This window comes from Ensifer sp. LBL (assembly GCF_050435225.1).
GTDB lineage: Bacteria > Pseudomonadota > Alphaproteobacteria > Rhizobiales > Rhizobiaceae > Ensifer.
On the sequence record NZ_JBNDJY010000006.1, the window covers coordinates 309,778 to 335,979 of the forward strand.

General features: G+C 64.3%; 25 protein-coding genes. 18 read left to right on the plus strand and 7 right to left on the minus strand.

Annotated features, from left to right (window positions below; translation table 11 throughout):
* Positions 1-122 precede the first annotated feature (122 nt).
* Entirely contained in the window at positions 123-1,364 is a 1,242-nt protein-coding gene (locus tag OKW20_RS24565; protein WP_429176378.1) for an MFS transporter, read from the plus strand.
* Positions 1,365-1,387: 23 nt separating this feature from the next.
* Here OKW20_RS24565 and OKW20_RS24570 read toward each other — a convergent pair whose 3' ends face one another.
* The 6 genes from OKW20_RS24570 to hemC form a co-directional block, all read right to left on the minus strand.
* Positions 1,388-2,119 (minus strand): glutamine amidotransferase, encoded by a 732-nt coding sequence (locus OKW20_RS24570; protein WP_371258898.1) that lies wholly within the window; start codon positions 2,117-2,119, stop codon positions 1,388-1,390.
* A gap of 1 nt (position 2,120) precedes the next feature.
* The gene (locus tag OKW20_RS24575) at positions 2,121-2,603 is read right to left on the minus strand and encodes a TerB family tellurite resistance protein (protein WP_429176382.1); all 483 of its coding nucleotides are present in this window, start codon (positions 2,601-2,603) and stop codon (positions 2,121-2,123) included.
* 26 nt (positions 2,604-2,629) lie between these two features.
* Positions 2,630-4,276, minus strand: coding sequence for a heme biosynthesis protein HemY (locus tag OKW20_RS24580; protein WP_429176385.1), 1,647 nt, complete (start codon positions 4,274-4,276; stop codon positions 2,630-2,632).
* Positions 4,277-4,287: 11 nt separating this feature from the next.
* Positions 4,288-5,568, minus strand: coding sequence for a COG4223 family protein (locus OKW20_RS24585; protein WP_429176387.1), 1,281 nt, complete (start codon positions 5,566-5,568; stop codon positions 4,288-4,290).
* Between the two features lie 102 nt (positions 5,569-5,670).
* Positions 5,671-6,384 carry a uroporphyrinogen-III synthase gene (locus tag OKW20_RS24590; RefSeq protein WP_429176390.1) on the minus strand — a complete coding sequence of 238 codons (714 nt, stop codon included), beginning with the start codon at positions 6,382-6,384 and terminating at the stop codon, positions 5,671-5,673.
* 4 nt (positions 6,385-6,388) lie between these two features.
* Complete coding sequence (gene hemC / locus OKW20_RS24595) at positions 6,389-7,318, minus strand: hydroxymethylbilane synthase (protein WP_429176392.1); 930 nt, start codon at positions 7,316-7,318, stop codon at positions 6,389-6,391.
* A gap of 74 nt (positions 7,319-7,392) precedes the next feature.
* Here hemC and tsaD point away from each other — a divergent pair, with 74 nt between their 5' ends.
* From tsaD to OKW20_RS24620, 5 genes are read left to right on the plus strand one after another with little or no spacing between them, the layout of a single operon-like run.
* The gene (gene tsaD, locus OKW20_RS24600; protein WP_429176395.1) at positions 7,393-8,487 is read left to right on the plus strand and encodes a tRNA (adenosine(37)-N6)-threonylcarbamoyltransferase complex transferase subunit TsaD; all 1,095 of its coding nucleotides are present in this window, start codon (positions 7,393-7,395) and stop codon (positions 8,485-8,487) included.
* 26 nt (positions 8,488-8,513) lie between these two features.
* Positions 8,514-9,515 (plus strand): NAD(P)H-dependent glycerol-3-phosphate dehydrogenase, encoded by a 1,002-nt coding sequence (locus OKW20_RS24605; protein ID WP_429176398.1) that lies wholly within the window; start codon positions 8,514-8,516, stop codon positions 9,513-9,515.
* A 55-nt stretch (positions 9,516-9,570) separates the two neighbouring features.
* Positions 9,571-9,864, plus strand: a complete 294-nt coding sequence (locus tag OKW20_RS24610) for a YciI-like protein (protein ID WP_429176401.1) — start codon at positions 9,571-9,573, stop codon at positions 9,862-9,864.
* Between the two features lie 7 nt (positions 9,865-9,871).
* Positions 9,872-10,303, plus strand: a complete 432-nt coding sequence (locus tag OKW20_RS24615) for an EVE domain-containing protein (protein ID WP_429176404.1) — start codon at positions 9,872-9,874, stop codon at positions 10,301-10,303.
* Between the two features lie 48 nt (positions 10,304-10,351).
* Complete coding sequence (locus OKW20_RS24620; RefSeq protein ID WP_429117151.1) at positions 10,352-11,056, plus strand: class I SAM-dependent methyltransferase; 705 nt, start codon at positions 10,352-10,354, stop codon at positions 11,054-11,056.
* A gap of 31 nt (positions 11,057-11,087) precedes the next feature.
* Here the strand turns inward: OKW20_RS24620 and OKW20_RS24625 are convergent, their stop codons facing one another.
* Positions 11,088-11,909, minus strand: a complete 822-nt coding sequence (locus tag OKW20_RS24625) for a hypothetical protein (RefSeq protein ID WP_429176407.1) — start codon at positions 11,907-11,909, stop codon at positions 11,088-11,090.
* A gap of 305 nt (positions 11,910-12,214) precedes the next feature.
* Between OKW20_RS24625 and sdhC the strand changes: the two genes are divergently transcribed.
* The 12 genes from sdhC to OKW20_RS24685 all read left to right on the plus strand — a co-directional run bounded on the left by sdhC (position 12,215) and on the right by OKW20_RS24685 (position 26,192).
* A complete protein-coding gene (gene sdhC / locus OKW20_RS24630) occupies positions 12,215-12,607 on the plus strand; it encodes a succinate dehydrogenase, cytochrome b556 subunit (protein ID WP_034802580.1) in 393 nt (130 codons plus the stop codon).
* Positions 12,608-12,624: 17 nt separating this feature from the next.
* Entirely contained in the window at positions 12,625-13,005 is a 381-nt protein-coding gene (gene sdhD / locus OKW20_RS24635; RefSeq protein ID WP_043613972.1) for a succinate dehydrogenase, hydrophobic membrane anchor protein, read from the plus strand.
* 7 nt (positions 13,006-13,012) lie between these two features.
* Positions 13,013-14,854 (plus strand): succinate dehydrogenase flavoprotein subunit, encoded by a 1,842-nt coding sequence (gene sdhA, locus OKW20_RS24640; RefSeq protein WP_429176410.1) that lies wholly within the window; start codon positions 13,013-13,015, stop codon positions 14,852-14,854.
* 18 nt (positions 14,855-14,872) lie between these two features.
* Positions 14,873-15,652: a succinate dehydrogenase iron-sulfur subunit gene (locus OKW20_RS24645; RefSeq protein WP_429176413.1), complete on the plus strand. Its 780-nt coding sequence runs from the start codon at positions 14,873-14,875 to the stop codon at positions 15,650-15,652.
* Positions 15,653-15,953: 301 nt separating this feature from the next.
* Positions 15,954-16,499, plus strand: a complete 546-nt coding sequence (locus OKW20_RS24650; protein ID WP_043613967.1) for a protease inhibitor Inh/omp19 family protein — start codon at positions 15,954-15,956, stop codon at positions 16,497-16,499.
* A 59-nt stretch (positions 16,500-16,558) separates the two neighbouring features.
* On the plus strand, positions 16,559-17,713 hold the full coding sequence (gene zapE / locus OKW20_RS24655; RefSeq protein WP_043613964.1) for a cell division protein ZapE: 1,155 nt from the start codon (positions 16,559-16,561) through the stop codon (positions 17,711-17,713).
* 184 nt (positions 17,714-17,897) lie between these two features.
* Complete coding sequence (gene mdh / locus OKW20_RS24660; RefSeq protein ID WP_034802565.1) at positions 17,898-18,863, plus strand: malate dehydrogenase; 966 nt, start codon at positions 17,898-17,900, stop codon at positions 18,861-18,863.
* 113 nt (positions 18,864-18,976) lie between these two features.
* Positions 18,977-20,170, plus strand: coding sequence for an ADP-forming succinate--CoA ligase subunit beta (gene sucC / locus OKW20_RS24665; RefSeq protein WP_429176414.1), 1,194 nt, complete (start codon positions 18,977-18,979; stop codon positions 20,168-20,170).
* 15 nt (positions 20,171-20,185) lie between these two features.
* Positions 20,186-21,088 carry a succinate--CoA ligase subunit alpha gene (sucD, locus tag OKW20_RS24670; protein ID WP_058321727.1) on the plus strand — a complete coding sequence of 301 codons (903 nt, stop codon included), beginning with the start codon at positions 20,186-20,188 and terminating at the stop codon, positions 21,086-21,088.
* Between the two features lie 247 nt (positions 21,089-21,335).
* A complete protein-coding gene (locus tag OKW20_RS24675) occupies positions 21,336-24,332 on the plus strand; it encodes a 2-oxoglutarate dehydrogenase E1 component (RefSeq protein WP_043613956.1) in 2,997 nt (998 codons plus the stop codon).
* A 56-nt stretch (positions 24,333-24,388) separates the two neighbouring features.
* Positions 24,389-25,627 carry a 2-oxoglutarate dehydrogenase complex dihydrolipoyllysine-residue succinyltransferase gene (gene odhB, locus OKW20_RS24680; RefSeq protein WP_043613954.1) on the plus strand — a complete coding sequence of 413 codons (1,239 nt, stop codon included), beginning with the start codon at positions 24,389-24,391 and terminating at the stop codon, positions 25,625-25,627.
* 148 nt (positions 25,628-25,775) lie between these two features.
* On the plus strand, positions 25,776-26,192 hold the full coding sequence (locus OKW20_RS24685; protein ID WP_429176418.1) for an MAPEG family protein: 417 nt from the start codon (positions 25,776-25,778) through the stop codon (positions 26,190-26,192).
* Positions 26,193-26,202: the final 10 nt, after the last annotated feature.

A 26,202-nucleotide genomic window follows, 5' to 3' on the forward strand; every position in this document is an offset into this window, starting at 1 on the left:
ATCGTTATTGACAGACATGTAGACATTGAGACCTAAACGAGCAAGTACGCCGGTTTATCGGGCGCGATCATGTTTAACGTGAGAAGGCGTGATGACCGGCCCTCAGCAGGAGTTCCTTCCGCATGTCTGCCGTTCATGCCTCGCATCGTTTTGCCGCCTTTCGGCATGTCGGCTATCGCCGCTATTTCTTTTCCCGCTTCCTCGCTTACTTCGCGATCCAGATCATCTCTGTCGCCGTCGGCTGGCAGATCTATGATCTGACGCGCGATCCTTTCGATCTCGGCCTGATCGGTCTCTTCCAGTTTTTGCCGTCATTGGTGCTGATCCTCGTCACCGGATCCGTGGCCGACCGCTACAACCGGCGCATGATCATGGGTGTCTGCATGGTCGTCAGCACGCTTTGCGCAGCGGCGCTGCTCGCACTCACGGTCACCGGGCTGTTTTCGCCCTGGCCGGTCTATGCGGTTCTCGTGGTCTTCGGCATCGAGCGTGCGTTCCTGGCGCCCGCGTCGCAATCGCTGGCGCCCAACCTCGTGCCGCCGGAAGACCTACCCAATGCGATCGCCTGGAACTCCACCTCCTGGCAGACGGCGATGATCGTCGGCCCGGTCGCGGGCGGTCTCATCTATGCGCTCGGTGCGGTCTTTCCCTATGCCATCGGCTTCGGCTTCTTCCTCGCCTCCGCATTCATGGTCTTTGCCATTCCGAAGCCGGCGACGCGCACCGCGCCATCCGCCCAGAGCTGGGAAACGATCACCGCCGGCTTCCGCTACATCAAGGCGGAGAAGGTGGTGCTCGGCGCCATATCGCTCGACCTCTTTGCCGTTTTGCTTGGGGGCGCTGTGGCGCTGATGCCGGTCTTTGCCCGCGATATCCTCGACCTCGGCCCCTGGGGGCTCGGCCTGCTGCGGGCGGCACCCGGTATCGGTGCGGTCAGCATGGCCATCTGGCTGGCGGCCCACCCGATCCGCCACCGGGCCGGCTTCTACATGTTCGTCGGCGTGGCGCTCTTCGGCCTCGGCACCGTTATCTTCGGCCTTTCGGCAACCCCCTGGTTGTCGATTGCCGCCCTCGTCGTCATGGGCGCTGCCGACATGGTTTCGGTCTATGTGCGCGAGACCCTGATCACGCTCTGGACGCCGGACGAGCTGCGCGGCCGCGTCAACGCGGTCAACATGGTCTTCATCGGCGCGTCGAACGAGCTGGGCGAATTCCGCGCCGGCATGATGGCGTCCGGTTTCGGCGGGGTCTTTGCCGTTGTCTTCGGCGGCATGGGCACCCTGCTCGTCTCAGGGCTTTGGGCGCTCGGCTTTCCGCAGTTGCGCAAGATCGACACGCTCGACGTGCCCGATCACCACAAGTAGACGGGTGGGGGGCGGACGGCGCGTTACGCGCTTTCCGCCTTTCGTTCATTGCGCAGGAAGATCAGTTCCAGGAAGTTTTCCATCCAGGTGCGCAGTGGCCCGTCGTGCTGCATGCGGCCGTCGAGATGGGCCTTGCCCACCTGCGCGCCGGGCATCTCGAAGCGGTGCGCGCCGTGCACGACCCAGCGGTGCATCATGGCGCGGGTAAGCTCGCCGTGGAACTGGATGCCCCAGGCATTGTCGCCATAGCGGAAGGCCTGGTTGGGATAGGTGTCGCCGGTTGCAAGCAGCTCGGCGCCGGAGGGCAGGTCGAAGCCCTCGCGATGGAAATGGTAGACCATGGCCGGCCAGTCCATCAGCGCCTTTCCGGCTTCGGTCGCAACCAGCGGATACCAGCCGATTTCGGTCATGCCCTCGTGATGCGGCGCCACCGAGCCGCCGAGGTTGCGCGCCAACATCTGCGCGCCGAGGCAGATGCCGAGATAAGGCTTGTTTTCCTTGAGCGGCACGGAAAGCCAGTCGATCTCGCGGCGGACGAACTCTTCCTCGTCGTTGGCGCTCATCGGGCCGCCGAACACGATCGTGCCGCTGTGCCGTTCCAGCGTTTCCGGCAGGTCGTCGCCAAGCGCCGGGCGACGGATGTCGAGCCCGAAACCCTTTTGTTCGAGTATCTGGCCGACGCGGCCGGCGCTCGATCGCTCCTGATGCAGGATGATCAGGACGGGTTTTCGCGCGCTGTCGTCGGGCATCGGCATTTCAGATATCCTGTTGTGACTCGGCTTTCTCGACCGTGTCGCTTCTGGCCGCCGCCTCCTGACGCTGCAGCACCCGGTCGCGACCGGAAACGCCGAGCAGATCGGCGATGCGCCAGATCACGTGATCTTCCATCTCGCTGCGCTCGCCATCGGCATAGACGACGTCCCAGAGCATGCCCACGAGTTCGACGCGTTGCTCCTCGGAGAGGTGGCGCTTGAGTTCGGCGGTGAATTGATAGAAGTCGATCGCCTCGCTTTCGGCAGTCTCGCCGGCTTCGATCAAGGCCGAGAGCGAGGCATCGTCGAGCTTGTAGTGCTCCTTGACGACCTTGCGCATCTTGCGCCGCTCGGACGCGAGGATCCGGCCGTCGGCCTCCATCACCTGGAAACAGAGAGCGATGACCGCCACGCGCGGATCGCCATGCTCTATCCGCTTCGCCGGGCCGGTCAGGCCATCGAGAAACGTCCGTAAGCGTTCAAACATGTATTTTGCCACAGCCCCTTGAGAATTCAGAACAATCGGAAAGTCGTCTTTTCCGGCGCCTTCTCGCCGGCGGCCGGATCGCGCACGCCGGGGTCATCCGGCGGGCGGCCGAAGAAGGGATCGGGCATGTGTTCGCCATTCGCACCTTCTTCCTTTTCCGCCTTGACCGGAGGCTTGTCGGCGACCGGTTCCGGCGCCTTGCGCTCGGCGACCTTGATCGGCTGCGGCGCCGGACGCTGTTCCTCGCGCTCGGCCTCCAGGATCACGGGCGCCTCGCTGCGCCGGGCTGCGGGTGCCGGCTCGTGCACATGCGCCTCCACCACCGCGGGCAGGCTGCGGATCGCCTCGTCGGCGTTCGACTGGTCGTGGTCGACCGTGGCCGAAAGCGTATGCGGCGGTGCCTTCCATTCGAAGGCGTCGAGACGGCCACTGACCGGCGAGACGGGCAGCCAGGTCGGCGAGGTCACGCCATCGGCGGTCCAGGCGGGATCGCGCGGGCTCTTCAGCGCCTGCGCCATCCAGTGACGGATGCGGCCCTCGTCGCCGGTGTCGGCCTCTTCGATGTCGGCAAGCAGCAGGAAGATGCTCTCGGTCGGGTCGAGCCGGGCGGCGGCTTCCGCCTTGGTGCGCGCCAGAAGCAGCTCGCGCGCTTCGAGTGCTGCCTCGGCGACGGCAGCCATCGCCACGGCATTGTTGGGCTTCAAGGCTTCGAGCTTGCGTGCCCGTTTCAACCGGTCGACGGCGGTGTCGCCGCCGCGGGCGCGCACGTAGAGCCGCGCCACGTCCGGATGCGGCTCGTGCTTCCAGTTCTTCTCGAGGATCGCGGTGCCCTTGCGCAGGTTGTCCTCGCGAAACAGCGCCTTGGCGGCCGTCAGCGCCGCCGGCACCAGATGTTCGTCGAGCTTCAGCGCGGCAAGCGCGTCGTCGCGCGCCGCCTTCATGTCGCCGTCGAGCTTGCCGATGGCCCGGGCGGTCAAGAGCACCGCCTTCTTGCGGTCGGCCTCCTTGCGATCGACCACATGGGCGACACGGCTCTGGTCGAGCAGGCGCAGCGCATCGTCCCACTGTCCGGCCTGGCTCTGGCTGTCGAGGGTCGCAAGGGCTGCCCAGGGCAGGTGCGGCGACTTTTCGGCGGCGCGCTCGGCATATTGCCGCGCGGCCTCGTGGGCGCCGAGCCGCTTGGCCTCGAGATAAAGGCCGCGAAGCCCGAGTTCGCGCGTCTCCGGATCGTCGGCCATCAGCTCGAACTTGCGTCGGGCGTCGTCGTACTTGCCTTCGATCAGGGCTGTCTGGGCTTCGAGCAGGTGGATCAGCGGTTCCTGATCGGCGCTGATCAGGCCGCGGGTGCGGGCAGTCATCTTGCGGGCAAGATTGGCGTCGCCGGCGCCGGCGGCGATCAGGCCGGTCGAGAGGGCCTGGTAGCCGCGGTCGCGCTTGCGGGCGCGGAAATAGCGGGTGACCGTGTGCGGCGAGAGCCAGATGGTGCGCACCAGCCAGACGACGATCAGCACTGCGGCAATCAGCGAGATCAGCAGCGATGCGGCACGCATCAGGCTCATCTCGATCAACTGGCCCTGCCAGACGACCGAGAGTTCACCCGGCCGGTCGGCGAGCCAGGCGAAGCCGAGGCCGAGACCAAGCACGATCAGGATGAAAATCAGAATGCGGATCATATCTGGTTCCCTCAGCCTTCCGTGCCTGGTTTTGCCATCGTCGCAGCGACGGCGGCATCGATCGCGGCTTCGACCCGCAAACGCTGGTCGAGCTTGGCCTTGAACGCCTCGCCCACCGGCTTGGCCGCATCCGGCAGCCCATCCCATTCCAGAGCGGCGCCCTTGAGGTCGCCATTGTTCAGCTTGTCCTCGATCCGGGCGATGATGGCTTCGGGTGTTTCGCCCTCGACGCTGCCGACGGGACGCACGCGGATGCCGGACATGGCGCTGGACACCAGCCGGTCGAAGATGCCCTCGTTCGGATCGGGCTGGTTGAGAGCGTCGAGCATGGCGTCGGCGGTTTTCGGGAATTCGCGGCGCAGATCCGTGCGGGTCGGCACGCCGACCTGGGCATCCTGGGCGAGCGCGGCGACGGCCTGTTCGTCCGGCGCGATGCTGCGCAGCGCGTCGAGTTCGGCGAGGAAGGGCCCGCCGCGATCGATCGCCGACTTCAGTGCGGTGACCGCAACGGCCTTCGCCATCTGGATATCGTTGACTGGCTCGTTGAGCTTCTGCTCGGCGGTCTCGATGCGGCTCGTCAGTTCCGCTTTCTCGGCGGTTGCCGCCTGCTGCGCGTCGGCGAGCGCCGTCTTCAGGCCTGCAAGCTCCTTGGTGAGATTGTCGACTTCCGCCTTCAGCGTCTCGACCTCGGCGCTGCGTGCGCCGTTTGTGGCCGGCTGGGAGGCGGACTGCTCGAGCGCGGCGATACGACCTTCGAGCGCGGTGTTGTCGACGACGGCTGCGGGCGTGGGCAGCGCCGCGATCTGGTCGCGCAGGGCTTGCAGCTCGCCGGAAATGTTCTGCTCGACGCCGCGGGTCGGCCCGAGCCCGGGGACGATGCCGGCATATTGCAGGCCGCCGAAGCCGAGCAGCGTCACGAGACCGCCGACGATGCCGGCCGCAAGCGCTCCAGAATTGGAGACCGGTTTCTGTGGCGGTGCCGGTTCCGGCTCGCGGGCCACATGCGGCGGCTCTTCGGCGAAGACGGCCGCGGCCGCGTCGGCGGCGGCATCGGCGCGCTGCTCCTCGATTTCTTCGTCCAGGCGGGATCCGGCGGCGCTGTTGTCGCTGCTGTCCGTTACCGGTTCATCCGTCTCGGTCTTGTTCGATGCGCTTTCGGTCGCAGCGTCTGCCAGCGTCTCGCGGGTTGCTTCCGGGCCGGCCGGTTCCGCAACGGTTTTCTCCGCTTCGAGGTCGATCGTCAGCGGTTCCTTCTCGGACTTCGAGCGGCGCGGCGGGTTTTCCGATACCATGGTGACCTCTTACCGTTGGTGCCTGTCGGCTCTTCCTTCAAACCTAGTCAGCCGGAACGGTGAGGGAAAGCCCCTCCGTTCCGTTTTTGGGTGAATTCGATGTTAGAGAAGACTGAAAAGGCTGTCTTCATCGGGCTTTGCGGCGGTCTCTGCCACGACGTTACCCGGCAGCGCCTCGGCCACCACGGGGCTGAGGCAGAGGTAGCGCGGCGCAAAGGAAGCAGCATCGACACCGGCTTCGGAAAGCAGGCGAACGAACTGTCGCGCGGTCTCTCGCGAGTATAAAAGCACGGCGTCGGGACGGCTGCTCCGCCGCAGATCTTCGATCGCGGCGCGCGAATGGGCGATCGGCTCCATGCGGTAGCACTCGACCGTCCGGTGCTCGATGCCGTTTTGCCTCAGGCCCATTTCCAGCCCTTCGGAGCGCGGCGTTCCTGCCAGATAGAGCAGGGGAAGTGGCGGCAGCGTGTCGATGGTCGCGCCGATCAGTTCCGCCAGGGACTGGCCGGTTCCCTCCGCTATGCGCAGATCGGAGAAACCGAGCCCGGCTGCCGCCTGCGCCGTGGCGGCGCCCACGCAGAAGCACGGGGTCGCCAGATGCTGTGACAGGTCTGCATCTGACGATACGAGCACCCGAATGGCTTCGGCGCTGGTGAGCACGATCGCCGCATGCGGCACTTCAAGCGCGGCGACGGAGACGGCAGCAAGATGGGTCGCCTGCATCAGCGGCAGCAGGATCGGCCGGTGGCCGGCGGCTTCCAGCCGGCGTACCGTCGCCTCGGCGGCGGGAAGCGGCCGGGTGACGAGCACGCGCATGGCTTTAAGTCCAGCTTGCAAAGAAGCCGGGGCCGGCCTTGGCGCGGATCTCTTCGCCGGCCTTTTGCCCAAGCGCTTCGGCGTCGCTGGCCTTGCCCTCGATCGTAACCCGGTGATGGGTCTGGCCGTCTGGCGTGAGGATCATGCCGGAAAAGCTGAGATGGCTGCCGTCCGAGGTGGCGAGACCGGCGATCGGCGTGCGGCACGAGCCGTCGAGCGTCGCAAGGAAGCCACGCTCGCAGGCGACGGCCTCATGGGTGCGGGCATCGTCGATGGCTGCGAGCAGGTCGTTGATGCGGCTGTCGCCGATGCGGCTCTCGATGCAGATCGCGCCTTGCGCCGGCGCCGGCGGGAATTCCTGGGGGTCGAGAAGTTCGGTCGGAACGTCGGTCATGCCGAGCCGCTTGAGGCCCGCATAGGCGAGCAGCGTCGCGTCGACCTGGCCCTCGGCAAGCTTCCGCAGCCGCGTCTCCACCTGGCCGCGATAGGTGATGACATTGATATCCGGACGCAGCCGGCGGATCAGCGCCTGGCGGCGCAGCGACGAGGAGCCGACGGTCACGCCCTGTGGCAGTTCCATCAGTTTTTTTGCCGTCCGGCCGATGAAGGCATCGCGAATGTCCTCACGCGGCAGGAAGGCGGAAAGACAGAGCCCGTCAGGCAGTTTCGTCGGCATGTCCTTGGACGAATGCACGGCGAAATCGAGTTCGCCCGACAGCAATTGCTGCTCGATCTCTTCGGTGAACAGGCCCTTGCCGCCGATCTCGGCGAGCGAGCGGTCGGTGATCCGGTCACCCTTGGTCGAGAGGATGACGACCTCGAACATTTCCGGCGAAAGACCATGCGCCGCTGCGAGGCGATCGCGCGTTTCATGGGCTTGAGCGAGCGCCAGCGGGCTGCCGCGCGTGCCGATCCGGAAAGGTTTTGTTTGCATCAAAGGCTATCCATTGTTACCGGAGTTCCGTGTACCCACCTTTCGGTGCGACCGCAATCTTTGAGTAAACCCTGATGTCTCCGCCCCTGCGCATCCTCGGCATAGAAACAAGCTGCGACGAAACCGCTGCTTCCGTCATTTTGCGCGATTCCGACGGCAAGGGCCATATCCTCGGCGACGTGGTCTTAAGCCAGCTGGAAGAGCACAGCGCCTATGGCGGCGTGGTTCCGGAGATCGCCGCGCGCGCCCATGTGGAGGCGCTCGATACGCTGATCGAGGAAGCGCTGCTCAGGGCCGGCGTCACGCTTTCCGATATCGACGCCATTGCTGCGACAAGTGGTCCCGGTCTGATCGGCGGCCTGATCGTCGGGCTGATGACCGGCAAGGCGATCGCGCGGGCAACCGGCAAGCCGCTCTATGCCGTCAACCATCTCGAGGGCCATGCGCTGACGGCGCGGCTGACCGATGGGCTCTCCTTCCCCTACCTGATGCTGCTCGTCTCCGGCGGCCACACCCAGCTCATCCTCGTCAAGGGTGTCGGCGACTACGAGCGCTGGGGCACGACGATCGACGATGCACTCGGCGAGGCCTTCGACAAGACAGCCAAGCTGCTCGGCCTTCCCTACCCGGGTGGTCCGGCGGTGGAGCGGGCAGCGCTTGCGGGCGATCCGCAGCGTTTCAATTTTCCGCGCCCGCTCGTCGGCGACGCCAGGCTCGACTTCTCCTTTTCGGGATTGAAGACGGCGGTGCGCCAGGCTGCGCAATCGCTGGAGCCGGTCACGGAGCAGGACATCGCCGATATCTGCGCCTCCTTCCAGCGGGCGATCTCGCGCACGCTCAAGGATCGCGTCGGTCGCGGCCTGAAGCGCTTCAAGGCGGAGCATGACGGTGTTGCGCGCCCGGCGCTGGTGGTGGCCGGCGGCGTTGCCGCCAACCAGGTGCTGCGGGCGACGCTGCAGGAACTCTGTGACAAGAACGGCTTCGAGTTCATCGCGCCGCCGCTTTCGCTCTGCACCGACAACGCGGCGATGATCGCCTGGGCCGGTGCCGAACGGCTGGCGGCAGGCATCGCAGCCGACGGCCTTGATGTCGCGCCGCGCTCGCGCTGGCCGCTCGACGCCCAGGCGCAGGCGCTGCTCGGTTCCGGCAAGCGCGGCGCCAAGGCGTGACAAGATCTAAAGCATACGGATAGAGCATGAGCGACATTTCCAAGAACGGGCCGAAGATCGTCGTGGTCGGCGCAGGCGCCTTCGGCACCGCACTCGCCGCGGTTGCCGCCTCGGCTGAAGGCAGCGACGTGACGCTGCTGGCCCGTCGTCCGGAGATTGCCGAAGCCTGCCGCGACACCGGCCGCAATGAGGATGCCCTGCCGGGTATCGACCTGCCGGCGGCGCTGAAGCATACGGCCGATGTCTCCGTGCTCGCGGACGCCGAAGTCGTGCTCTTCGTCATGCCGTCGCAGGCGCACCGGGATGCGGCACGGCAGTATGGCCCTCAGATCAACGCTGCAGCCACGATCGTCACCTGTGCCAAGGGCATGGAGCAGGCGACCGGCCGCTTGCTGACCGACGTGCTGGCGGAGGAACTGTCCGGCCGTTCGATCGGCGTGCTCTCCGGTCCCGGTTTTGCCGCCGACATCGCCAAGGGCCTGCCGACCGCGATGGTGATCGCAGCGGCCGATGCCGCGACGGCGACGATGCTGGCCGAGGTGCTCTCGGGGCCGACCTTCCGGCTCTACCCCTCGGAGGATCGCATCGGCGTGCAGCTCGGCGGCGCGCTGAAGAATGTGCTGGCGATCGCCTGCGGCATCGTCGAGGGCGCCGGCCTTGGCGACAGTGCCCGTGCCGCGCTGATCTCGCGCGGCCTTGCCGAGATGTCGCGCTTCATTGCTGCCGAGGGCGGCGAGGCCGATACGGTGCGTGGTCTTTCCGGCCTTGGCGATCTCGTGTTGACGGCGACCAGCCACCAGTCGCGCAACCTGCGTTTCGGCATCGCGCTCGGCAAGGACGGTCGGGCCAGCGGGCGCAAGGGCGAGCTGGTCGAAGGCGCGTTCGCCGCATCGGTCGCCGCCCGCGTCGCCCATGATCTTGGCGTCGAAATGCCGATCACCGAAGCGGTGGCGGCGATCATCGACGGCAAGCTCGATGTCCGCACCGCGCTCGAACAGTTGATGACCCGCCCGATCACCCAGGAATGAAGGGAGCGGCGGACTTTCGCTCGCACCCGCGCCAACGAAAACTCTAGGAGGAAGCATGCTCTTCGCACTTCATTGCACCGACAAGCCGGGCGCGCTGCAGCTTCGGCTCGACACCCGTCCCGATCACGTCGCCTATCTCAACGATCTCAACGCCAGGGGCGTACTGAAAATGGCCGGTCCCTTCCTCGGAGACGACGGCAAGCCGACCGGCAGCCTGGTGCTCGTCAAGGCGGAAACGATCGACGAAGCCCGTGCGCTTGCTGAGGCCGACCCCTATGCCAAGGCCGGGCTCTTTTCCAATGTCGAGATCAAGGCCTTCAACTGGGTCTTCAACAATCCGGAGGCTTGAAACCAACATGGCGCACTGGCTCTACAAATCCGAACCGTTCAAGTGGTCCTGGCAGATGCAGAAGGACGCAGGCGCCAAGGGCACCGAATGGACCGGCGTGCGCAACTACCAGGCGCGCAACAACATGCGGGCGATGCAGATCGGCGACAAAGGCTTCTTCTACCACTCGAACGAAGGGCTGGAGATCGTCGGCATCAGCGAGGTCTGCGCGCTGTCGCATCCGGACTCGACCGCCGAGGGCGACGCCCGATGGGACTGCGTCGATATCCGCGCCGTGATGGACATGCCGCGGCCGGTGACGCTGAAGGAGATCAAGGACAATCCGAAGCTCGCCAACATGTCTTTGGTCACGTCCATGCGCCTATCGGTGCAGCCGGTGACCGAGGACGAGTGGATCGAGATCTGCCGCATGGGCGGGCTCGACAATCCGCCGCGCTAGTCCTGTTTTCCGCCTGTCCGGGACGCTCGGGCAGGCGCGGAGAGTTTCGTGAAGACCGATCCGGAAAGCTTCATCCTCGAAAACACCGACGTGCTCACGCCGCCGCATGTGCCGGAGATCCGCCTGCATTTGGCGACGGAGGCGCATGAACTCTGGCTGAAGACCGAGGAAGAGTTGCAGGAGATCGGCCTGCCGCCGCCGTTCTGGGCCTTTGCCTGGGCTGGCGGGCAGGGGCTTTCCCGCTACATCCTCGATCATCCCGAGGTCGTGCGCGGCCGCCGTGTCGTCGACTTTGCCTCCGGTTCGGGTCTGGTGGCGATCGCGGCGATGAAGGCGGGCGCAGCATCGGTGCTCGCCGCCGATATCGACCCCTGGGCGGAAACGGCCGTCCGGCTCAATGCCGCACTCAACGACGTCACCCTTTCCTATACAGGCGACGATATCACCGGCCGCGACCTTGAAGCCGAGGTCTATCTCGCCGGCGACGTCTTTTACGACAAGGCTTTTGCCGACCGGTTGAAGCCGTGGTTTTCGGGGCTTGCCGCAAGTGGCGCCTCCGTGATCGTCGGCGATCCCGGACGTTCCTACTGCCCGCGCGAAATGATGACGTCCCTTGCCACCTACGAGGTTCCCGTCACCCGGGCGCTGGAGGACAGCGAGGTCAAGCGCACCACCGTCTGGCGCTTCGGCACAGGCGTACATGATAATCGTGCCCGCATCTCCGACGATACACCCGATCTTCGAAGCCGCTGACCTGACAGCCTGACAAGGCCCGTCGCCGCGATTACCGGCGGATGACGCAGACGCCGTGTTCGTAGGTGCAGGAGCTGTTCATCGTCTGTGGCGTGACGTCGATGATCTTGCCGCGTCTCGCCTCGGGCTGAGGCGCAAAGTCTGCCTCATCCGCATAGCCGTAGTCGCCTTCCTGGCTGAAATAGATGCCGTTGCCGACATCGACATAGGCGGAAATCCCGCCGACATAAGTGCCGATACCGGGAATGACATCCGGATATTCATCGCCGCCGTAATAGTTCGGGCGATAGTCACGGCCCTGGTTGTTCGATGTCCAGATCTCCCGCCCGGCCTGATCGCGCATCCATCCGCCGCCATTGCCCCAACGCTCCGGATAGGCCCGATATTGCGGCAGGGGGACATGGCGGGTGCGGGTCGAGACCTGCGGCGGCACGTCATAGATGCCAGGGCGACCGTCGTGCCGGCGGGCGTCGGACGTCCAGTAGTCGCGACCGGCTCCGTCGCGCACCCATCCGCCACGCTGCTCAGACCGTCCGGCGTAAGCGCCGGGGTAGGGGCGGTAGCGCGGCAGGCGAACGTGCCGGGTGCGCGTGTTTACTTCCGGCGGCCCACCGTTGGACGCCCAGTCGCTGCGCGGTCCGCGATGGCGGTCCCGGTCGTTGCGATAACCGGTGCGGTCGAAATCGTGACGAGGGTAGGGACGATCGGCGTTCATCCTGACATGGCGCGTTCGCGTCTGCACCTCCGGCAGTCCGCCCCGGTCTCGGGCTTCCATCGGAATGCAGCTGGTGGCGATGACCAGGCCGGCAAGCGCTAGCACTTTGGTCGCATGGATTGCCCTGAACAGAATCATTCTGCCCGCCCTCCGGGTGACGCTTAACAAATCGTTAAGGGCACTCTGAGCCACATCGGCGGGAAAGTCACGGAATTGCTTGGCTTTTTGTCGCTATCGTTAACGCGCGCCCATGTCTCCGGCTGGCAGGAAAATGGCGCAATTCGTCTAATCGATTAAATTGATTTTGCACCGCAAACACACTTGTCGTTAAGCTTTATGGTGATTAAAGGTCCGAATGACTGAATTGCGCACAATCAGGTGCGATACCGGACTAAAATCGTCCAGTTTTTTGGGCGGAAATCCGGGCATTCCGTGAGGTTCCGATGACGAATGTCACAAGAAGCCGGCCACTCTCGCCGCATCTTCAAATCTATAAACCTATCCCGACAATGGTCATGTCCATTGTGCACCGCATCACCGGTGGTGCGCTCTACTTCGGGACCATCCTCGTCGCCTGGTGGCTGATCGCCGCCGCGTCGGGCGCTGCCTATTACGACTGGGTCAGCTGGCTGTTCGGTACGCTGATCGGCAAGCTGGTGCTGTTCGGCTATACCTGGGCATTGGTGCACCACATGCTCGGTGGCTTGCGCCACTTCGCCTGGGATCTCGGCTACGGCTACGAGAAGCACTTCGCCACCAAGATGGCCAAGGCAACGATCATCGGTTCGGTGGCGCTGACGCTGCTGATCTGGGTGGTCGGCTACCTCGTTCGCTGACTGAGGGGAGAATACTCATGGATATGCGCACTCCTCTCGGCAAGGTTCGCGGTCTTGGCTCGGCCAAGGAAGGCACGGATCATTTCTGGCGCCAGCGCCTGACGGCCGTCGCCAACGTTCCGCTGTTGATCTTCTTCGTCATCTTCCTCGTTCGCTACGCAGGCGCCCCTTATGCGGATGTCCTTGCCGCGCTGGCGAACCCCTTCGTCGCCGTCGTCATGGCGCTCGTCGTGCTCTCGGGCCTCGTTCACATGCGGCTCGGCATGCAGGTGATCATCGAAGACTACGTGCATGGCGAAGGCATGAAGATCGTGCTTCTCATGCTCAATACATTTTTCACGATCGCGGTTGGCGGGCTCTGTCTCTTCGCCATCCTGAAGATCGCTTTTGCAGGGTAATTTCGCCATGGCATCGAACAGTTCGCCCGCTGCAAACGGCAAGGCCTATCAATATGTCGACCACGCCTTCGACGTGGTCGTCGTCGGCGCCGGCGGCGCGGGCTTGCGCGCGACCCTCGGCATGGCCGAGCAGGGTCTGAAGACCGCCTGCATCACCAAGGTCTTCCCGACCCGCTCGCACACGGTTGCGGCCCAGGGCGGTATTGCCGCCTCGCTGCAGAATATGACGCCGGACAGCTGGCAGTGGCACCTCTACGACACCGTCAAGGGTTCCGACTGGCTCGGCGACGTCGACGCCATGCAGTATCTCGCCATGGAAGCGCCGAAGGCCGTCTATGAGCTCGAGCACTATGGCGTGCCGTTCTCGCGTAACGCCGAAGGCAAGATCTACCAGCGCCCGTTCGGCGGCCACATGCAGAACTACGGCGAAGGCCCGCCGGTACAGCGCACCTGCGCTGCTGCCGACCGTACCGGCCACGCCATCCTGCACACGCTCTATGGTCAGTCGCTGCGCAACAACGCCGAGTTCTTCATCGAGTATTTCGCGCTCGACCTGATCATGTCGGATGACGGCCGCTGCACCGGCGTCGTCGCCTGGAACCTCGACGACGGCACGATCCATCGCTTCTCCGCCAAGATGGTGGTGCTGGCGACGGGCGGTTACGGCCGCGCCTACTTCTCGGCCACTTCGGCGCACACCTGCACCGGCGACGGCGGCGGCATGATCGCACGTGCCGGCCTGCCGCTGCAGGACATGGAGTTCGTCCAGTTCCACCCGACCGGCATCTACGGCGCGGGCTGCCTGATTACCGAAGGCGCACGCGGCGAAGGCGGCTATCTCGTCAACTCCGAAGGCGAGCGCTTCATGGAGCGCTATGCCCCGTCCGCCAAGGACCTTGCCTCGCGCGACGTCGTCTCGCGCTGCATGACGATGGAAATCCGCGAAGGCCGCGGCGTCGGCAAGAACAAGGACCACATCTTCCTGCATCTCGATCACCTCGATCCGGCGGTCCTGCACGAGCGCCTGCCGGGCATCTCGGAATCGGCGAAGATCTTTGCCGGTGTCGACGTGACGCGCGAGCCGATCCCGGTTCTGCCGACGGTGCACTACAACATGGGCGGCGTGCCGACCAACTACTGGGGCGAGGTGCTCAACGCCGACGCCCAGAACCCCGAGCGCATCGCGCCCGGTCTGATGGCCGTCGGCGAAGCCGGCTGCGCCTCGGTGCACGGCGCCAACCGCCTCGGCTCCAACTCGCTGATCGACCTCGTGGTCTTCGGCCGTGCCGCCGCCATCCGCGCCGGTCAGGTCATCGACCGCGACGAGGCTATCCCGGAGGTCAACAAGGCCGCCTGCGACCGGATCATGGACCGCTTCGACCGCCTGCGGAACGCCAACGGCTCGACGCCGACGGCGGTGCTGCGCGAAAAGATGCAGCGCGCCATGCAGGAAGACGCGGCCGTGTTCCGCACCCAGGAATCGCTGGAATCGGGCTGCAAGCGCATCTCGGCGATCTGGAAGGAACTGCCTGACATCAAGGTCACCGACCGCTCGATGATCTGGAACTCGGACCTCGTCGAGACGCTGGAACTCGAAAACCTCATGGCCAACGCCATCACGACGATCTACGGCGCCGAAGCGCGCAAGGAGAGCCGTGGTTCGCACGCCCGCGAGGACTACACCGACGGTCCGCTCGGCGGCCGCGACGACGTCAACTGGCGCAAGCACACGCTCGCCTGGGTCAACGAGGCCGGCGACGTCAAGCTCGACTACCGCCCCGTCCATACCGACCTGATCGCCGACGGCATCGATCCCAAGAAGATCGAGCCGAAGGCCCGCGTCTATTGATCTTGAGGAACAAGCCACATGGTTGAACTCGCTCTCCCCAAGAACTCGCAGATGACGGAAGGCAAGGTCTGGCCGAAGCCTTCCGGCGCGACCAATGTCCGCGAATACCGCATCTACCGCTGGAACCCGGATGACGGCGCCAATCCGCGCATCGATACCTTCTACATCGATGTCGACGATTGCGGCCCGATGGTGCTCGACGGTCTGCTCTACATCAAGAACAAGATCGACCCGACGCTGACCTTGCGCCGCTCGTGCCGCGAAGGCATCTGCGGCTCCTGCGCCATGAACATCGACGGCACCAACACACTCGCCTGCACCAAGGGCATGGACGAGGTGAAGGGCGCGGTGAAGGTCTATCCGCTGCCGCACATGCCGGTTGTGAAGGACCTGGTTCCCGACCTCACCAACTTCTACGCCCAGCACCGCTCGATCGAGCCCTGGCTGAAGACGGTATCGCCGACGCCGGCCAAGGAATGGAAGCAGAGCCACGAGGACCGCCTCAAGCTCGACGGCCTCTACGAGTGCATCCTGTGCGCCTGCTGCTCTACCTCCTGTCCGAGCTATTGGTGGAACGGCGACCGTTACCTCGGTCCGGCGGTTCTGCTGCAGGCCTATCGCTGGCTGATCGATAGCCGCGACGAAGCGACCGGTGAGCGCCTCGACAACCTCGAGGATCCCTTCCGCCTCTATCGTTGCCACACGATCATGAACTGCGCCCAGGCCTGTCCGAAGGGCCTGAACCCGGCCAAGGCGATCGGCGAGATCAAGAAGATGCTGGTCGAGCGTCGCGTCTGATCGGTCGGACCGGAGATGAAGCTTTTGGAAACGGCGGGCCATGGCTCGCCGTTTTCTGTTTTGCCCCTCTCCAGGGCGGCGGACAATTCGTGATTGTGCCGGCGCGGGAGAGGCGGGTTGCCGGTCGGAGGTGAGGATACCTGACGAGGCCGTGGCCGCGCGATCCGGCCGTTCGGACGTTTCAATCCTGCAACAGGTCGCCAGGAATCGTCGTCCCTTGATTTGTCAGGTGGATTTGCTGTATTTCGGCCTATATTATCGCGTTGCATCATGGTTCGCGGACACGAACAGGAGTAGGGATATGCGGGTAATTCATGCGGCGGCGGGGCTGGCGGTTGTGCTTGCGCTGACCGGATGCCAACGGACGTCGATGGGCGGTTTCAGCTCCCAGGACGCCTCGCCCGCTCCCATCCAGGCAGCACCGGTTCCGTCGGTTTCGTCGAACCAGCTTCCGGCGCCGACCGGAAACACCTCACAATTCCCGGCTGCACCGACGAGCGGCACGGCGATGCCCGGTACGGTTCAGCAGCCCGGCACGCAGGTCGCTGCGGCGGCGGGCGGCGGACTTGACGTCACCAAGGAATCGATGGTCGGCAACTGGCGTGTTTCGAGCGCCGGCAGCTCCTGCGACATGTTCCTGACGCTCACCAATCTCGGTTCCGGTTCGCGCGGCGGCACCCGCGGCTGCGCCGGCGAGCTGACGACCATGGGCTCCTGGGAAGTGGCCGGCAAGCAGGTGGTCCTCAAGGATCGCAACGGCAATGCCATCGCTCGCCTCTACAAGACGGCCGACGCCCGTTTCGACGGCTCGACCAATGGCGGTCAGCCGGTCAGCCTCAGCCGCTGATGCCTCTCCAGCCCGGTCTCGTGCCGGGCTTTTGTTTTCCGTCCCATCTCGGGTGAGACGTGCTCAATCCTGACGACAGCATTTACCGCAAGCTCGAAGCGCTCGTCGCGAGCGGCGAGCGCAAGCGTGACCCCGCGCAGTTTACGATCGCCCGGCGGTTCGATCACCTCTCCGCCGAGCTGCTCGCCAGCCGTCCGTCGCGCAAGACCAATGCGCTCGGCTGGCTGTTTGCCTCGCGCAAGAAGGACCATCCGCCGGTCAAGGGTCTCTACATCCACGGGGGTGTCGGGCGCGGCAAGACCATGCTGATGGACATGTTCTTCGACGCGGTGCCGATCCAGCGCAAGCGCCGGGCGCATTTCCACGAGTTCATGGCCGATGTGCACGAGCGCATCTACAAGCACCGGCAGAAGCTGAAGAACGGCGAGACCAAGCAGGCCGACCCGATCCCGCCGGTCGCCTCGGAACTCTTCGGTGAAGCGCGGCTGCTCTGCTTCGACGAGTTCACCGTAACCGATATCGCCGATGCGATGATCCTCGGCCGCCTGTTCGGCGAACTCTTCGCCAAGGGCTGCGTGCTGGTCGCGACCTCGAACGTCGCGCCCGACGATCTCTATCGCGACGGCCTCAACCGCGGCTTGTTCCTGCCCTTCATCGATCTCCTGAAGGCGAATGCCGAGGTCATCTCGCTGGACACGGACACCGACTACCGGCTGACAAAGACCGATGGCAGCCCGGTGTGGCTCTCGCCGCTCGGGCCCGAGGCCGATGCCGCGATGGCGAAGGCCTGGGCCCATGAGACTGCCAACGCACCGGCCGCTCCGGCGGAGGTGCCGCGCAAGGGGCGCAAGATCCCCGTGCCGGCCGCGTCCGGAAAGAGTGCGCGCTTCAATTTCGCCGACCTCTGCCAGCAACCGCTTGGGGCTGCGGACTATCTGGCGATCCTCGAGCGCTATTCGACGATCTTCGTCGACCATGTGCCGCATCTCGGTCCGCACATGCGCAACGAGACCAAGCGGTTCATCCTCCTGGTCGACACGCTCTACGACAACGGTGCCCGGCTCTTTGCCTCGGCCGCGGCGCAGCCGCAGGATCTGCTGACCCAGAAGAAGGGCACGGAAGGCTTCGAATTCGACCGTACGGTTTCGCGGCTGATCGAGATGCAAAGCGAGGAATATGCCGCCGCGCACCCCGCCAATATTGCTGTTTCGTGACGTGATCGTGGCGAAAACTCTTACGTTTACGTAAGAATTTTATGATCTAACCGATTGAAATTACTTCGCCAAAAAGTATCGATTGATATTTTAACGTTTGCCGTTTAATGGCTTGCGGCGAAGGTTTGGCGTTTGCCGCGTTCCAGGCCTCGATCAGATTTGGGATCACAAAGGAAGCACTTTCATGGCGCGCAACAAGATCGCACTTATCGGTTCAGGGATGATTGGTGGTACGCTGGCACATCTCGCCGGCCTGAAGGAACTGGGCGACATCGTCCTCTTCGACATCGCCGACGGCATTCCGCAGGGCAAGGGCCTCGACATCGGTCAGTCCTCCCCGGTCGAAGGCTTCGACGTGAACCTGACGGGTGCCAGCGACTACTCCGCCATCGAAGGCGCCGACGTCTGCATCGTCACCGCCGGCGTTGCCCGCAAGCCGGGCATGAGCCGCGACGACCTGCTCGGCATCAACCTCAAGGTCATGGAACAGGTCGGCGCCGGCATCAAGAAGTATGCCCCGAACGCCTTCGTCATCTGCATCACCAACCCGCTCGACGCCATGGTGTGGGCGCTGCAGAAGTTCTCGGGCCTGCCGAAGAACAAGGTCGTCGGCATGGCCGGCGTTCTCGACAGCTCGCGCTTCCGCCTGTTCCTGTCCCAGGAATTCAACGTTTCGGTCCAGGACGTCACCGCCTTCGTTCTTGGCGGCCACGGCGACACCATGGTGCCGCTCGCCCGTTACTCGACGGTTGCCGGCATTCCGCTGACCGACCTCGTGCAGATGGGCTGGGTCACCAAGGAGCGCCTGGAAGAAATCATCCAGCGCACCCGTGACGGCGGCGCCGAAATCGTCGGTCTGCTCAAGACCGGTTCGGCCTACTACGCACCGGCCGCTTCGGCGATCGAAATGGCTGAGGCCTACCTCAAGGACAAGAAGCGCGTTCTGCCTTGCGCTGCGCACCTGACCGGACAGTATGGCGTCAAGGACATGTATGTCGGCGTTCCGACCGTCATCGGTGCCGGCGGCGTCGAGCGCATCATCGAAATCGATCTCAACAAGGCCGAGAAGGAAGCGTTCGACAAGTCCGTCGCTTCGGTCGCCGGTCTTTGCGAAGCCTGCATCGGCATTGCGCCGAGCCTGAAGCAGTAATCGCGTCCCGCTGAGCGGACGCTCTGTCGCCGCTCGGCCTCTTTGTTTTTGCCGCATTGGTGCGGGTAGGTGCCCCCACCTGCCCGCACAATGCTCCAGACAGGAAAAACACCATGAACATTCATGAATACCAGGCCAAGGCTCTCCTGAAGAGCTACGGCGCACCGGTCGCGGAAGGTGTCGCGATCTTCTCGGCTGACGAAGCTGAAGCCGCTGCAAAGTCGCTCCCGGGCCCGCTCTACGTGGTCAAGAGCCAGATCCATGCCGGCGGCCGCGGTAAGGGCAAGTTCAAGGAACTGTCCGCCGACGCCAAGGGCGGCGTTCGTCTTGCCTTCTCGATCGACGAAGCCAAGGCTCATGCCAAGGAAATGCTCGGCAACACGCTCGTCACCGCCCAGACCGGCCCGGCCGGCAAGCAGGTGAACCGCCTCTACATCGAGGACGGCGCCGACATCGAACGCGAACTCTATCTGTCGCTGCTCGTCGACCGCTCGGTCGGCCAGGTTGCCTTCGTCGTTTCGACGGAAGGCGGCATGGACATCGAGGCTGTTGCGCACGACACGCCGGAAAAGATCGTCAACGTCGCGATCAACCCGGAAGCCGGCGTTACCGCCGCTGATCTCGCCAAGCTCACGGCGGCCCTGAAGCTCGAAGGCGAAGCCAAGGCTGACGCCGAAAAGCTCTTCCCGATCCTTTACAGGGCCTTTGTCGAGAAGGACATGAGCCTGCTCGAGATCAACCCGCTGATCGTCATGAAGAATGGCCGCATGCGCGTTCTCGACGCCAAGGTTTCGTTCGACGGCAACGCGCTGTTCCGCCACGACGACATCAAGGCGCTGCGCGACGAAACCGAAGAAGACGCCAAGGAAATCGAGGCCTCGAAGTGGGATCTCGCCTATGTCGCGCTCGACGGCAACATCGGCTGCATGGTCAACGGCGCCGGCCTCGCCATGGCGACGATGGACATCATCAAGCTCTACGGCAAGGAGCCGGCGAACTTCTGCGACGTCGGCGGCGGCGCCGGCAAGGAGAAGGTTGCGGCTGCCTTCAAGATCATCACGGCCGACCCGAAGGTCGAGGGCATCCTCGTCAACATCTTCGGCGGCATCATGAAGTGCGATGTCATCGCTGAAGGCGTCGTTGCGGCCGTGCAGGAAGTCGGCCTCAAGGTTCCGCTGGTTGTTCGTCTCGAAGGCACGAATGTCGAGCTTGGCAAGAAGATCCTGAACGAATCCGGCCTGGCGATCACCGCCGCCGACGATCTGGACGATGCTGCCAAGAAGATCGTCGCCGCGATCAACGGCTAACTGAAGGACCACCTCATGTCGATTCTCGTTAACAAGAACACCAAGGTCCTCGTTCAGGGCCTGACCGGCAAGACCGGCACCTTCCATACCGAACAGGCGCTTGCCTATTACGGCACGCAGATGGTCGGCGGTATCCACCCGAAGAAGGGCGGCGAAACCTGGACCGGTTCCAAGGGCGAAACCCTGCCGATCTTCGCCTCGGTTGCCGAAGGCCGTGAGAAGACCGGTGCGGACGCATCCGTGATCTACGTTCCGCCGGCAGGCGCCGCGGACGCGATCATCGAGGCGATCGACGCGGAAATCCCGTTCATCACTTGCATCACCGAAGGCATCCCGGTCGCCGACATGGTGCGCGTCAAGGCTCGCCTCGACCGCTCCAAGTCGCGCCTGCTCGGCCCGAACTGCCCCGGTATCCTGACGCCGGAAGAATGCAAGATCGGCATCATGCCGGGCTCGATCTTCCGCAAGGGTTCGGTCGGTATCGTCTCGCGCTCCGGCACACTGACCTATGAAGCCGTGTTCCAGACCTCCAACGAGGGCCTCGGCCAGACGACGGCTGTCGGCATCGGCGGCGACCCGGTCAAGGGCACCGAGTTCATCGACGTGCTCGAGATGTTCCTGGCCGACGAAGCCACGACCTCGATCATCATGATCGGCGAAATCGGCGGCTCGGCCGAAGAGGATGCTGCACAGTTCCTCATCGACGAAGCCAAGAAGGGCCGCAAGAAGCCGATGGCCGGCTTCATCGCGGGCCGTACCGCGCCGAAGGGCCGCACCATGGGTCACGCCGGCGCTGTCGTTTCCGGCGGCAAGGGCGATGCGGAATCCAAGATTGCAGCGATGGAGCAGGCAGGCATCCGCGTGTCGCCTTCGCCGGCTCGTCTCGGCAAGACGCTCGTCGAAGTCCTCAAGGGCTGATCGCAAGACCTCTGACCGGGGCGGAGCGATCCGGCCCGGTCAATCTGCAGTCCGCGTGTTTCCTTGGCTGATTGAAGATCAGGATACGCGGCAATGAAGTGCCACGGTGACCCGCCGCGTCCTCGAGGATGCGCGGCATCGTAGGAAAAAGGCCCGGCGCCCGGACGCGCCGAACGAACATGAACGACCGGGATACCCGGCAACCCAACTTCAGTCAGGAGGCGGACAGATCAGTCCGCGTGAGACCATGACAAGGCAAGAGGCCAACGAGCAATTCCAGCTCACTTCGTTTCTGGACGGCGCCAACGCCGCCTATATCGAGCAGCTCCATGCACGCTACGAGGCGGACCCGGCGTCCGTGTCGGCCGAATGGCAGGCCTTCTTCAAGGCGCTCGCCGACCGGCCGGAAGATGTGGTGAAGGCAGCCAAGGGCGCCTCCTGGAAAAAGAACAACTGGCCGATCCCGGCCAATGGCGAACTGGTCTCGGCGCTCGATGGTGACTGGGGCACGGTCGAAAAGGTCATCGAGAAGAAGGTCAAGGCGAAGGTTGAGGAAACGGCTGCCGCCACCGGTACCGTTGCCAGCGCCGCCGACATCCACCAGGCGACGCGCGATTCCGTCCGCGCCATCATGATGATCCGCGCCTACCGCGCCCGCGGCCACCTGCATGCCAAGCTTGACCCGCTCGGCCTCGCTGCCGCGGTTGAGGACTACAACGAGCTGTCGCCGTCGAACTACGGTTTCGAGGACAAGGATCTCGACCGCAAGATCTTCATCGACAACGTGCTCGGCCTCGAATACGCGACCGTTCGCGAGATGGTCGAAATTCTCGAGCGCACCTACTGCTCGACGATCGGCGTCGAGTTCATGCACATGTCCAACCCGGAAGAGAAGGGCTGGATCCAGGAGCGCATCGAAGGTCCGGACAAGGGCGTCGACTTCACCCCCGAGGGCAAGAAGGCGATCCTGCAGAAGCTGATCGAGTCGGAAGGCTTCGAGCAGTTCATCGACGTCAAGTACAAGGGCACCAAGCGCTTTGGTCTCGACGGCGGCGAATCGCTCATCCCGGCGCTCGAGCAGATCATCAAGCGCGGCGGCCAGGAAGGCCTCAAGGAAATCGTTCTCGGCATGGCCCACCGCGGCCGCCTGAACGTGCTTTCCCAGGTCATGGCAAAGCCCCACCGCGCCATCTTCCACGAGTTCAAGGGCGGCTCCTACGCACCTGACGACGTCGAAGGTTCGGGCGACGTGAAGTACCACCTCGGTGCGTCCTCGGACCGCGAATTCGACGGCAACAAGGTTCACCTGTCGCTGACGGCGAACCCGTCGCACCTGGAAATCGTCAACCCAGTGGTCATGGGCAAGGCCCGCGCCAAGCAGGACCAGATGGCGACCGTGTTCGAAGGCGACATCATTCCGCTGCGCGAACGCTCCAAGGTCATGCCGCTGCTGCTGCACGGTGACGCGGCCTTCGCCGGCCAGGGCGTCATTGCCGAAATCCTCGGCCTTTCCGGTCTGCGCGGCCACCGCGTTGCCGGCACGGTCCACTTCATCATCAACAACCAGATCGGCTTCACCACCAATCCGGCCTTCTCGCGCTCGTCGCCCTATCCGTCCGACGTTGCCAAGATGATCGAAGCGCCGATCTTCCACGTCAACGGCGACGATCCGGAAGCGGTCGTCTACGCGGCCAAGATCGCCACCGAATTCCGGATGAAGTTCCACAAGCCTGTCGTCATCGACATGTTCTGCTACCGCCGCTTCGGCCACAACGAAGGCGACGAGCCGGCGTTCACGCAGCCGAAGATGTACAAGGTCATCCGCGGCCACAAGACCGTCGTCCAGCTCTATTCGGACCGACTGATCGCCGAAGGCCTGATCTCCGAAGGCGAAGTCGAAAAGATGAAGGCCGACTGGCGCGCCCACCTCGAGCAGGAGTTCGAGGCCGGCCAGTCCTACAAGCCGAACAAGGCCGACTGGCTCGATGGTGCCTGGTCTGGTCTGCGCTCGGCCGACAACCAGGACGAACAGCGCCGCGGCAAGACCTCGGTACCGATGAAGCAGCTGAAGGAAGTCGGCCGCAAGATCTCCGAGATCCCGGCAGGCTTCAACGCGCACCGCACGATCCAGCGCTTCATGGAAAACCGCGCCAACATGATCCAGACCGGCGAAGGTGTCGACTGGGCCATGGCTGAAGCGCTCGCATTCGGCACGCTCTGCGTCGAGGGCACCAAGATCCGCCTGTCGGGCCAGGACTGCGAACGCGGTACCTTCTCGCAGCGCCACTCGGTTCTCTACGATCAGCAGTCCGAAGAGCGCTACATCCCGCTCGCCAACCTGTCGCCGACCCAGGCGCGTTACGAAGTCATCAACTCGATGCTTTCGGAAGAGGCGGTTCTCGGCTTCGAATACGGCTACTCGCTCGCTCGTCCGAACGCGCTGACCCTCTGGGAAGCCCAGTTCGGCGACTTCGCCAACGGTGCGCAGGTCGTCTTCGACCAGTTCATCTCGTCGGGTGAACGCAAGTGGCTGCGCATGTCGGGTCTCGTCTGCCTGCTGCCGCACGGCTATGAGGGCCAGGGTCCGGAGCACTCGTCGGCCCGCCTCGAGCGCTTCCTGCAGCTTTGCGCCGAAGACAACATGCAGGTCGCCAACGTCACGACGCCGGCGAACTACTTCCACATCCTGCGCCGCCAGGTGAAGCGCGACTTCCGCAAGCCGCTGATCCTGATGACGCCGAAGTCGTTGCTGCGTCACAAGCGTGCGGTCTCCAGCCTGTCGGAAATGGCCGGCGAGAGCTCGTTCCACCGCCTGCTGTGGGACGACGCCGAGGTGATCAAGGATGGCCCGATCAAGCTGCAGAAGGACTCCAAGATCCGTCGCGTCGTGCTCTGCTCGGGCAAGGTCTACTACGACCTGCTCGAAGAACGCGAAAAGCGCGGCATCGACGACATCTACCTGCTGCGCGTCGAACAGCTCTATCCGTTCCCGGCCAAGGCGCTCATCAACGAGCTCAGCCGCTTCCGCAACGCGGAGATGGTCTGGTGCCAGGAAGAGCCGAAGAACATGGGCGGCTGGTCGTTCATCGACCCGTACCTGGAATGGGTTCTCGCCCATATCGACGCCAAGTATCAGCGCGTGCGCTACACCGGCCGTCCGGCCGCCGCATCGCCGGCGACGGGCCTGATGTCGAAGCACCAAGCGCAGCTTGCCGCCTTCCTCGAGGACGCGCTGGGGGGCTGATGCTCCCCTCGCTCTGAGCCAATAGAAACAGATATCTGATCAACGGAACAAAAATCATGGCAACAGAAATCCGCGTTCCCACCCTTGGCGAATCCGTCAGCGAAGCGACCGTCGGCACCTGGTTCAAGAAGGTCGGCGACGCCATCAAGGCCGATGAACCCCTGCTCGAACTCGAAACAGACAAGGTGACGATCGAGGTTCCGGCGCCGGCCGCAGGCACGCTGTCGGAAATCGTCGCGCAGGCCGGCGAGACCGTCGGTCTCGGCGCGCTGCTGGGCCAGATCGCTGCAGGTGCCGCCGGCGCCGCTGCGGCTCCGGCTGCTGCCGCTGAAAAGAAGGCCGAGCCGGCTGCCGCCGCTCCGGCTGCCCCGGCTGCTGTTGCAGCACCTGCCGCCTCGTCGATGCCGCCGGCACCGTCGGCCGGCAAGCTGCTTGCCGAAAACAATCTCTCGGCCGACCAGGTCGACGGCTCCGGCAAGCGTGGCCAGGTGCTGAAGGGCGACGTGCTTGCTGCCGTTGCCAAGGGCATCTCGACCCCGGCCGCGTCCGAGCCGGCCAAGGTCCAGGCCCGTGCACCTTCGACGGCGGAAGATGTCGTTCGCGAAGAGCGCGTCAAGATGACCCGCCTGCGCCAGACGATCGCCCGTCGCCTCAAGGACGCGCAGAACACTGCTGCCATGCTCACCACCTACAACGAGGTGGACATGAGCGCGGTCATGTCGCTGCGCAACAAGTACAAGGACATCTTTGAAAAGAAGCACGGCGTGAAGCTCGGCTTCATGGGCTTCTTCACCAAGGCCGTCACCCACGCGCTGAAGGAAATCCCGGCCGTCAACGCCGAGATCGACGGCACCGACATCATCTACAAGAACTACTGCCACATCGGCGTCGCCGTCGGCACGGACAAGGGTCTTGTCGTTCCGATCGTTCGCGATGCCGACCAGATGTCGATCGCCGAGGTCGAAAAGGACATCGGCCGTCTCGGCAAGGCTGCCCGTGACGGCGCGCTGTCGATGGCCGACATGCAGGGCGGCACCTTCACCATCTCCAACGGTGGCGTCTACGGCTCACTGATGTCCTCGCCGATCCTCAACGCACCGCAGTCGGGCATCCTCGGCATGCACAAGATCCAGGAGCGTCCGGTCGCCATCGGCGGCCAGGTCGTCATCCGTCCGATGATGTACCTCGCGCTCTCCTACGATCACCGCATCGTCGACGGCAAGGAAGCCGTGACCTTCCTCGTCCGCGTCAAGGAAAGCCTGGAAGATCCGGAACGTCTGGTTCTCGATCTCTAATATCCGGATACGGCGGGGGCGTCCTTCATGCCCCCGCCCTTCGCCGTCCGCGATCACGCACGGCGAGAACCGTCTCTGCGGCCTGGCCGGGGAGAGTGGCCCTCGGGGCCGATGATGCCGATCCGAACCGCTCCTGCGATTGCGAGGGATGATGGAAGCCGCTGCAGCGTCGACTGAAATCTGGGTGCTTGGCTGGAGCGTGGTATTCCTGATCGCGCATATCCTGGTGCAGGCGCTGTCGCTCGATCTGTCCGGCGATTTCACGATCAGATACCTGCTCGGCCCGCGCGACGAGCAACGGGCGCCCAAGAGCGTGGTGTCCGGTCGTCTGCTGCGCTCGCTTCACAACATGCTGGAGACCTATCCGGCCTTCGTCGCTCTCGTCCTTGCGCTGGCGGTGACCGGCAAGACCGGCGGTCTTGGCGCCATCGGCGCGGCGACCTGGCTTCTGGCGCGGGTGGTTTACACCGCTCTCTACATGGCCGGCGTTCCGGTCCTGCGTACCCTCGTCTGGTTCGTATCGATCATCGCGCTTGTGCTGATGGTCGTCAGGCTCATGGCATAGCATCCCGGCG

Coding starts and splice junctions, on each gene's coding strand:
- OKW20_RS24565 (WP_429176378.1), top strand. CDS start 123: ATGTCTGCCGTTCATGCCTCGCATCGTTTTGCCGCCTTTCGGCATGTC.
- OKW20_RS24570 (WP_371258898.1), bottom strand. CDS start 2,119: ATGCCGATGCCCGACGACAGCGCGCGAAAACCCGTCCTGATCATCCTG.
- OKW20_RS24575 (WP_429176382.1), bottom strand. CDS start 2,603: ATGTTTGAACGCTTACGGACGTTTCTCGATGGCCTGACCGGCCCGGCG.
- OKW20_RS24580 (WP_429176385.1), bottom strand. CDS start 4,276: ATGATCCGCATTCTGATTTTCATCCTGATCGTGCTTGGTCTCGGCCTC.
- OKW20_RS24585 (WP_429176387.1), bottom strand. CDS start 5,568: ATGGTATCGGAAAACCCGCCGCGCCGCTCGAAGTCCGAGAAGGAACCG.
- OKW20_RS24590 (WP_429176390.1), bottom strand. CDS start 6,384: ATGCGCGTGCTCGTCACCCGGCCGCTTCCCGCCGCCGAGGCGACGGTA.
- hemC (WP_429176392.1), bottom strand. CDS start 7,318: ATGCAAACAAAACCTTTCCGGATCGGCACGCGCGGCAGCCCGCTGGCG.
- tsaD (WP_429176395.1), top strand. CDS start 7,393: ATGTCTCCGCCCCTGCGCATCCTCGGCATAGAAACAAGCTGCGACGAA.
- OKW20_RS24605 (WP_429176398.1), top strand. CDS start 8,514: ATGAGCGACATTTCCAAGAACGGGCCGAAGATCGTCGTGGTCGGCGCA.
- OKW20_RS24610 (WP_429176401.1), top strand. CDS start 9,571: ATGCTCTTCGCACTTCATTGCACCGACAAGCCGGGCGCGCTGCAGCTT.
- OKW20_RS24615 (WP_429176404.1), top strand. CDS start 9,872: ATGGCGCACTGGCTCTACAAATCCGAACCGTTCAAGTGGTCCTGGCAG.
- OKW20_RS24625 (WP_429176407.1), bottom strand. CDS start 11,909: ATGATTCTGTTCAGGGCAATCCATGCGACCAAAGTGCTAGCGCTTGCC.
- sdhC (WP_034802580.1), top strand. CDS start 12,215: ATGACGAATGTCACAAGAAGCCGGCCACTCTCGCCGCATCTTCAAATC.
- sdhD (WP_043613972.1), top strand. CDS start 12,625: ATGGATATGCGCACTCCTCTCGGCAAGGTTCGCGGTCTTGGCTCGGCC.
- sdhA (WP_429176410.1), top strand. CDS start 13,013: ATGGCATCGAACAGTTCGCCCGCTGCAAACGGCAAGGCCTATCAATAT.
- OKW20_RS24645 (WP_429176413.1), top strand. CDS start 14,873: ATGGTTGAACTCGCTCTCCCCAAGAACTCGCAGATGACGGAAGGCAAG.
- OKW20_RS24650 (WP_043613967.1), top strand. CDS start 15,954: ATGCGGGTAATTCATGCGGCGGCGGGGCTGGCGGTTGTGCTTGCGCTG.
- mdh (WP_034802565.1), top strand. CDS start 17,898: ATGGCGCGCAACAAGATCGCACTTATCGGTTCAGGGATGATTGGTGGT.
- sucC (WP_429176414.1), top strand. CDS start 18,977: ATGAACATTCATGAATACCAGGCCAAGGCTCTCCTGAAGAGCTACGGC.
- sucD (WP_058321727.1), top strand. CDS start 20,186: ATGTCGATTCTCGTTAACAAGAACACCAAGGTCCTCGTTCAGGGCCTG.
- OKW20_RS24675 (WP_043613956.1), top strand. CDS start 21,336: ATGACAAGGCAAGAGGCCAACGAGCAATTCCAGCTCACTTCGTTTCTG.
- odhB (WP_043613954.1), top strand. CDS start 24,389: ATGGCAACAGAAATCCGCGTTCCCACCCTTGGCGAATCCGTCAGCGAA.
- OKW20_RS24685 (WP_429176418.1), top strand. CDS start 25,776: ATGATGGAAGCCGCTGCAGCGTCGACTGAAATCTGGGTGCTTGGCTGG.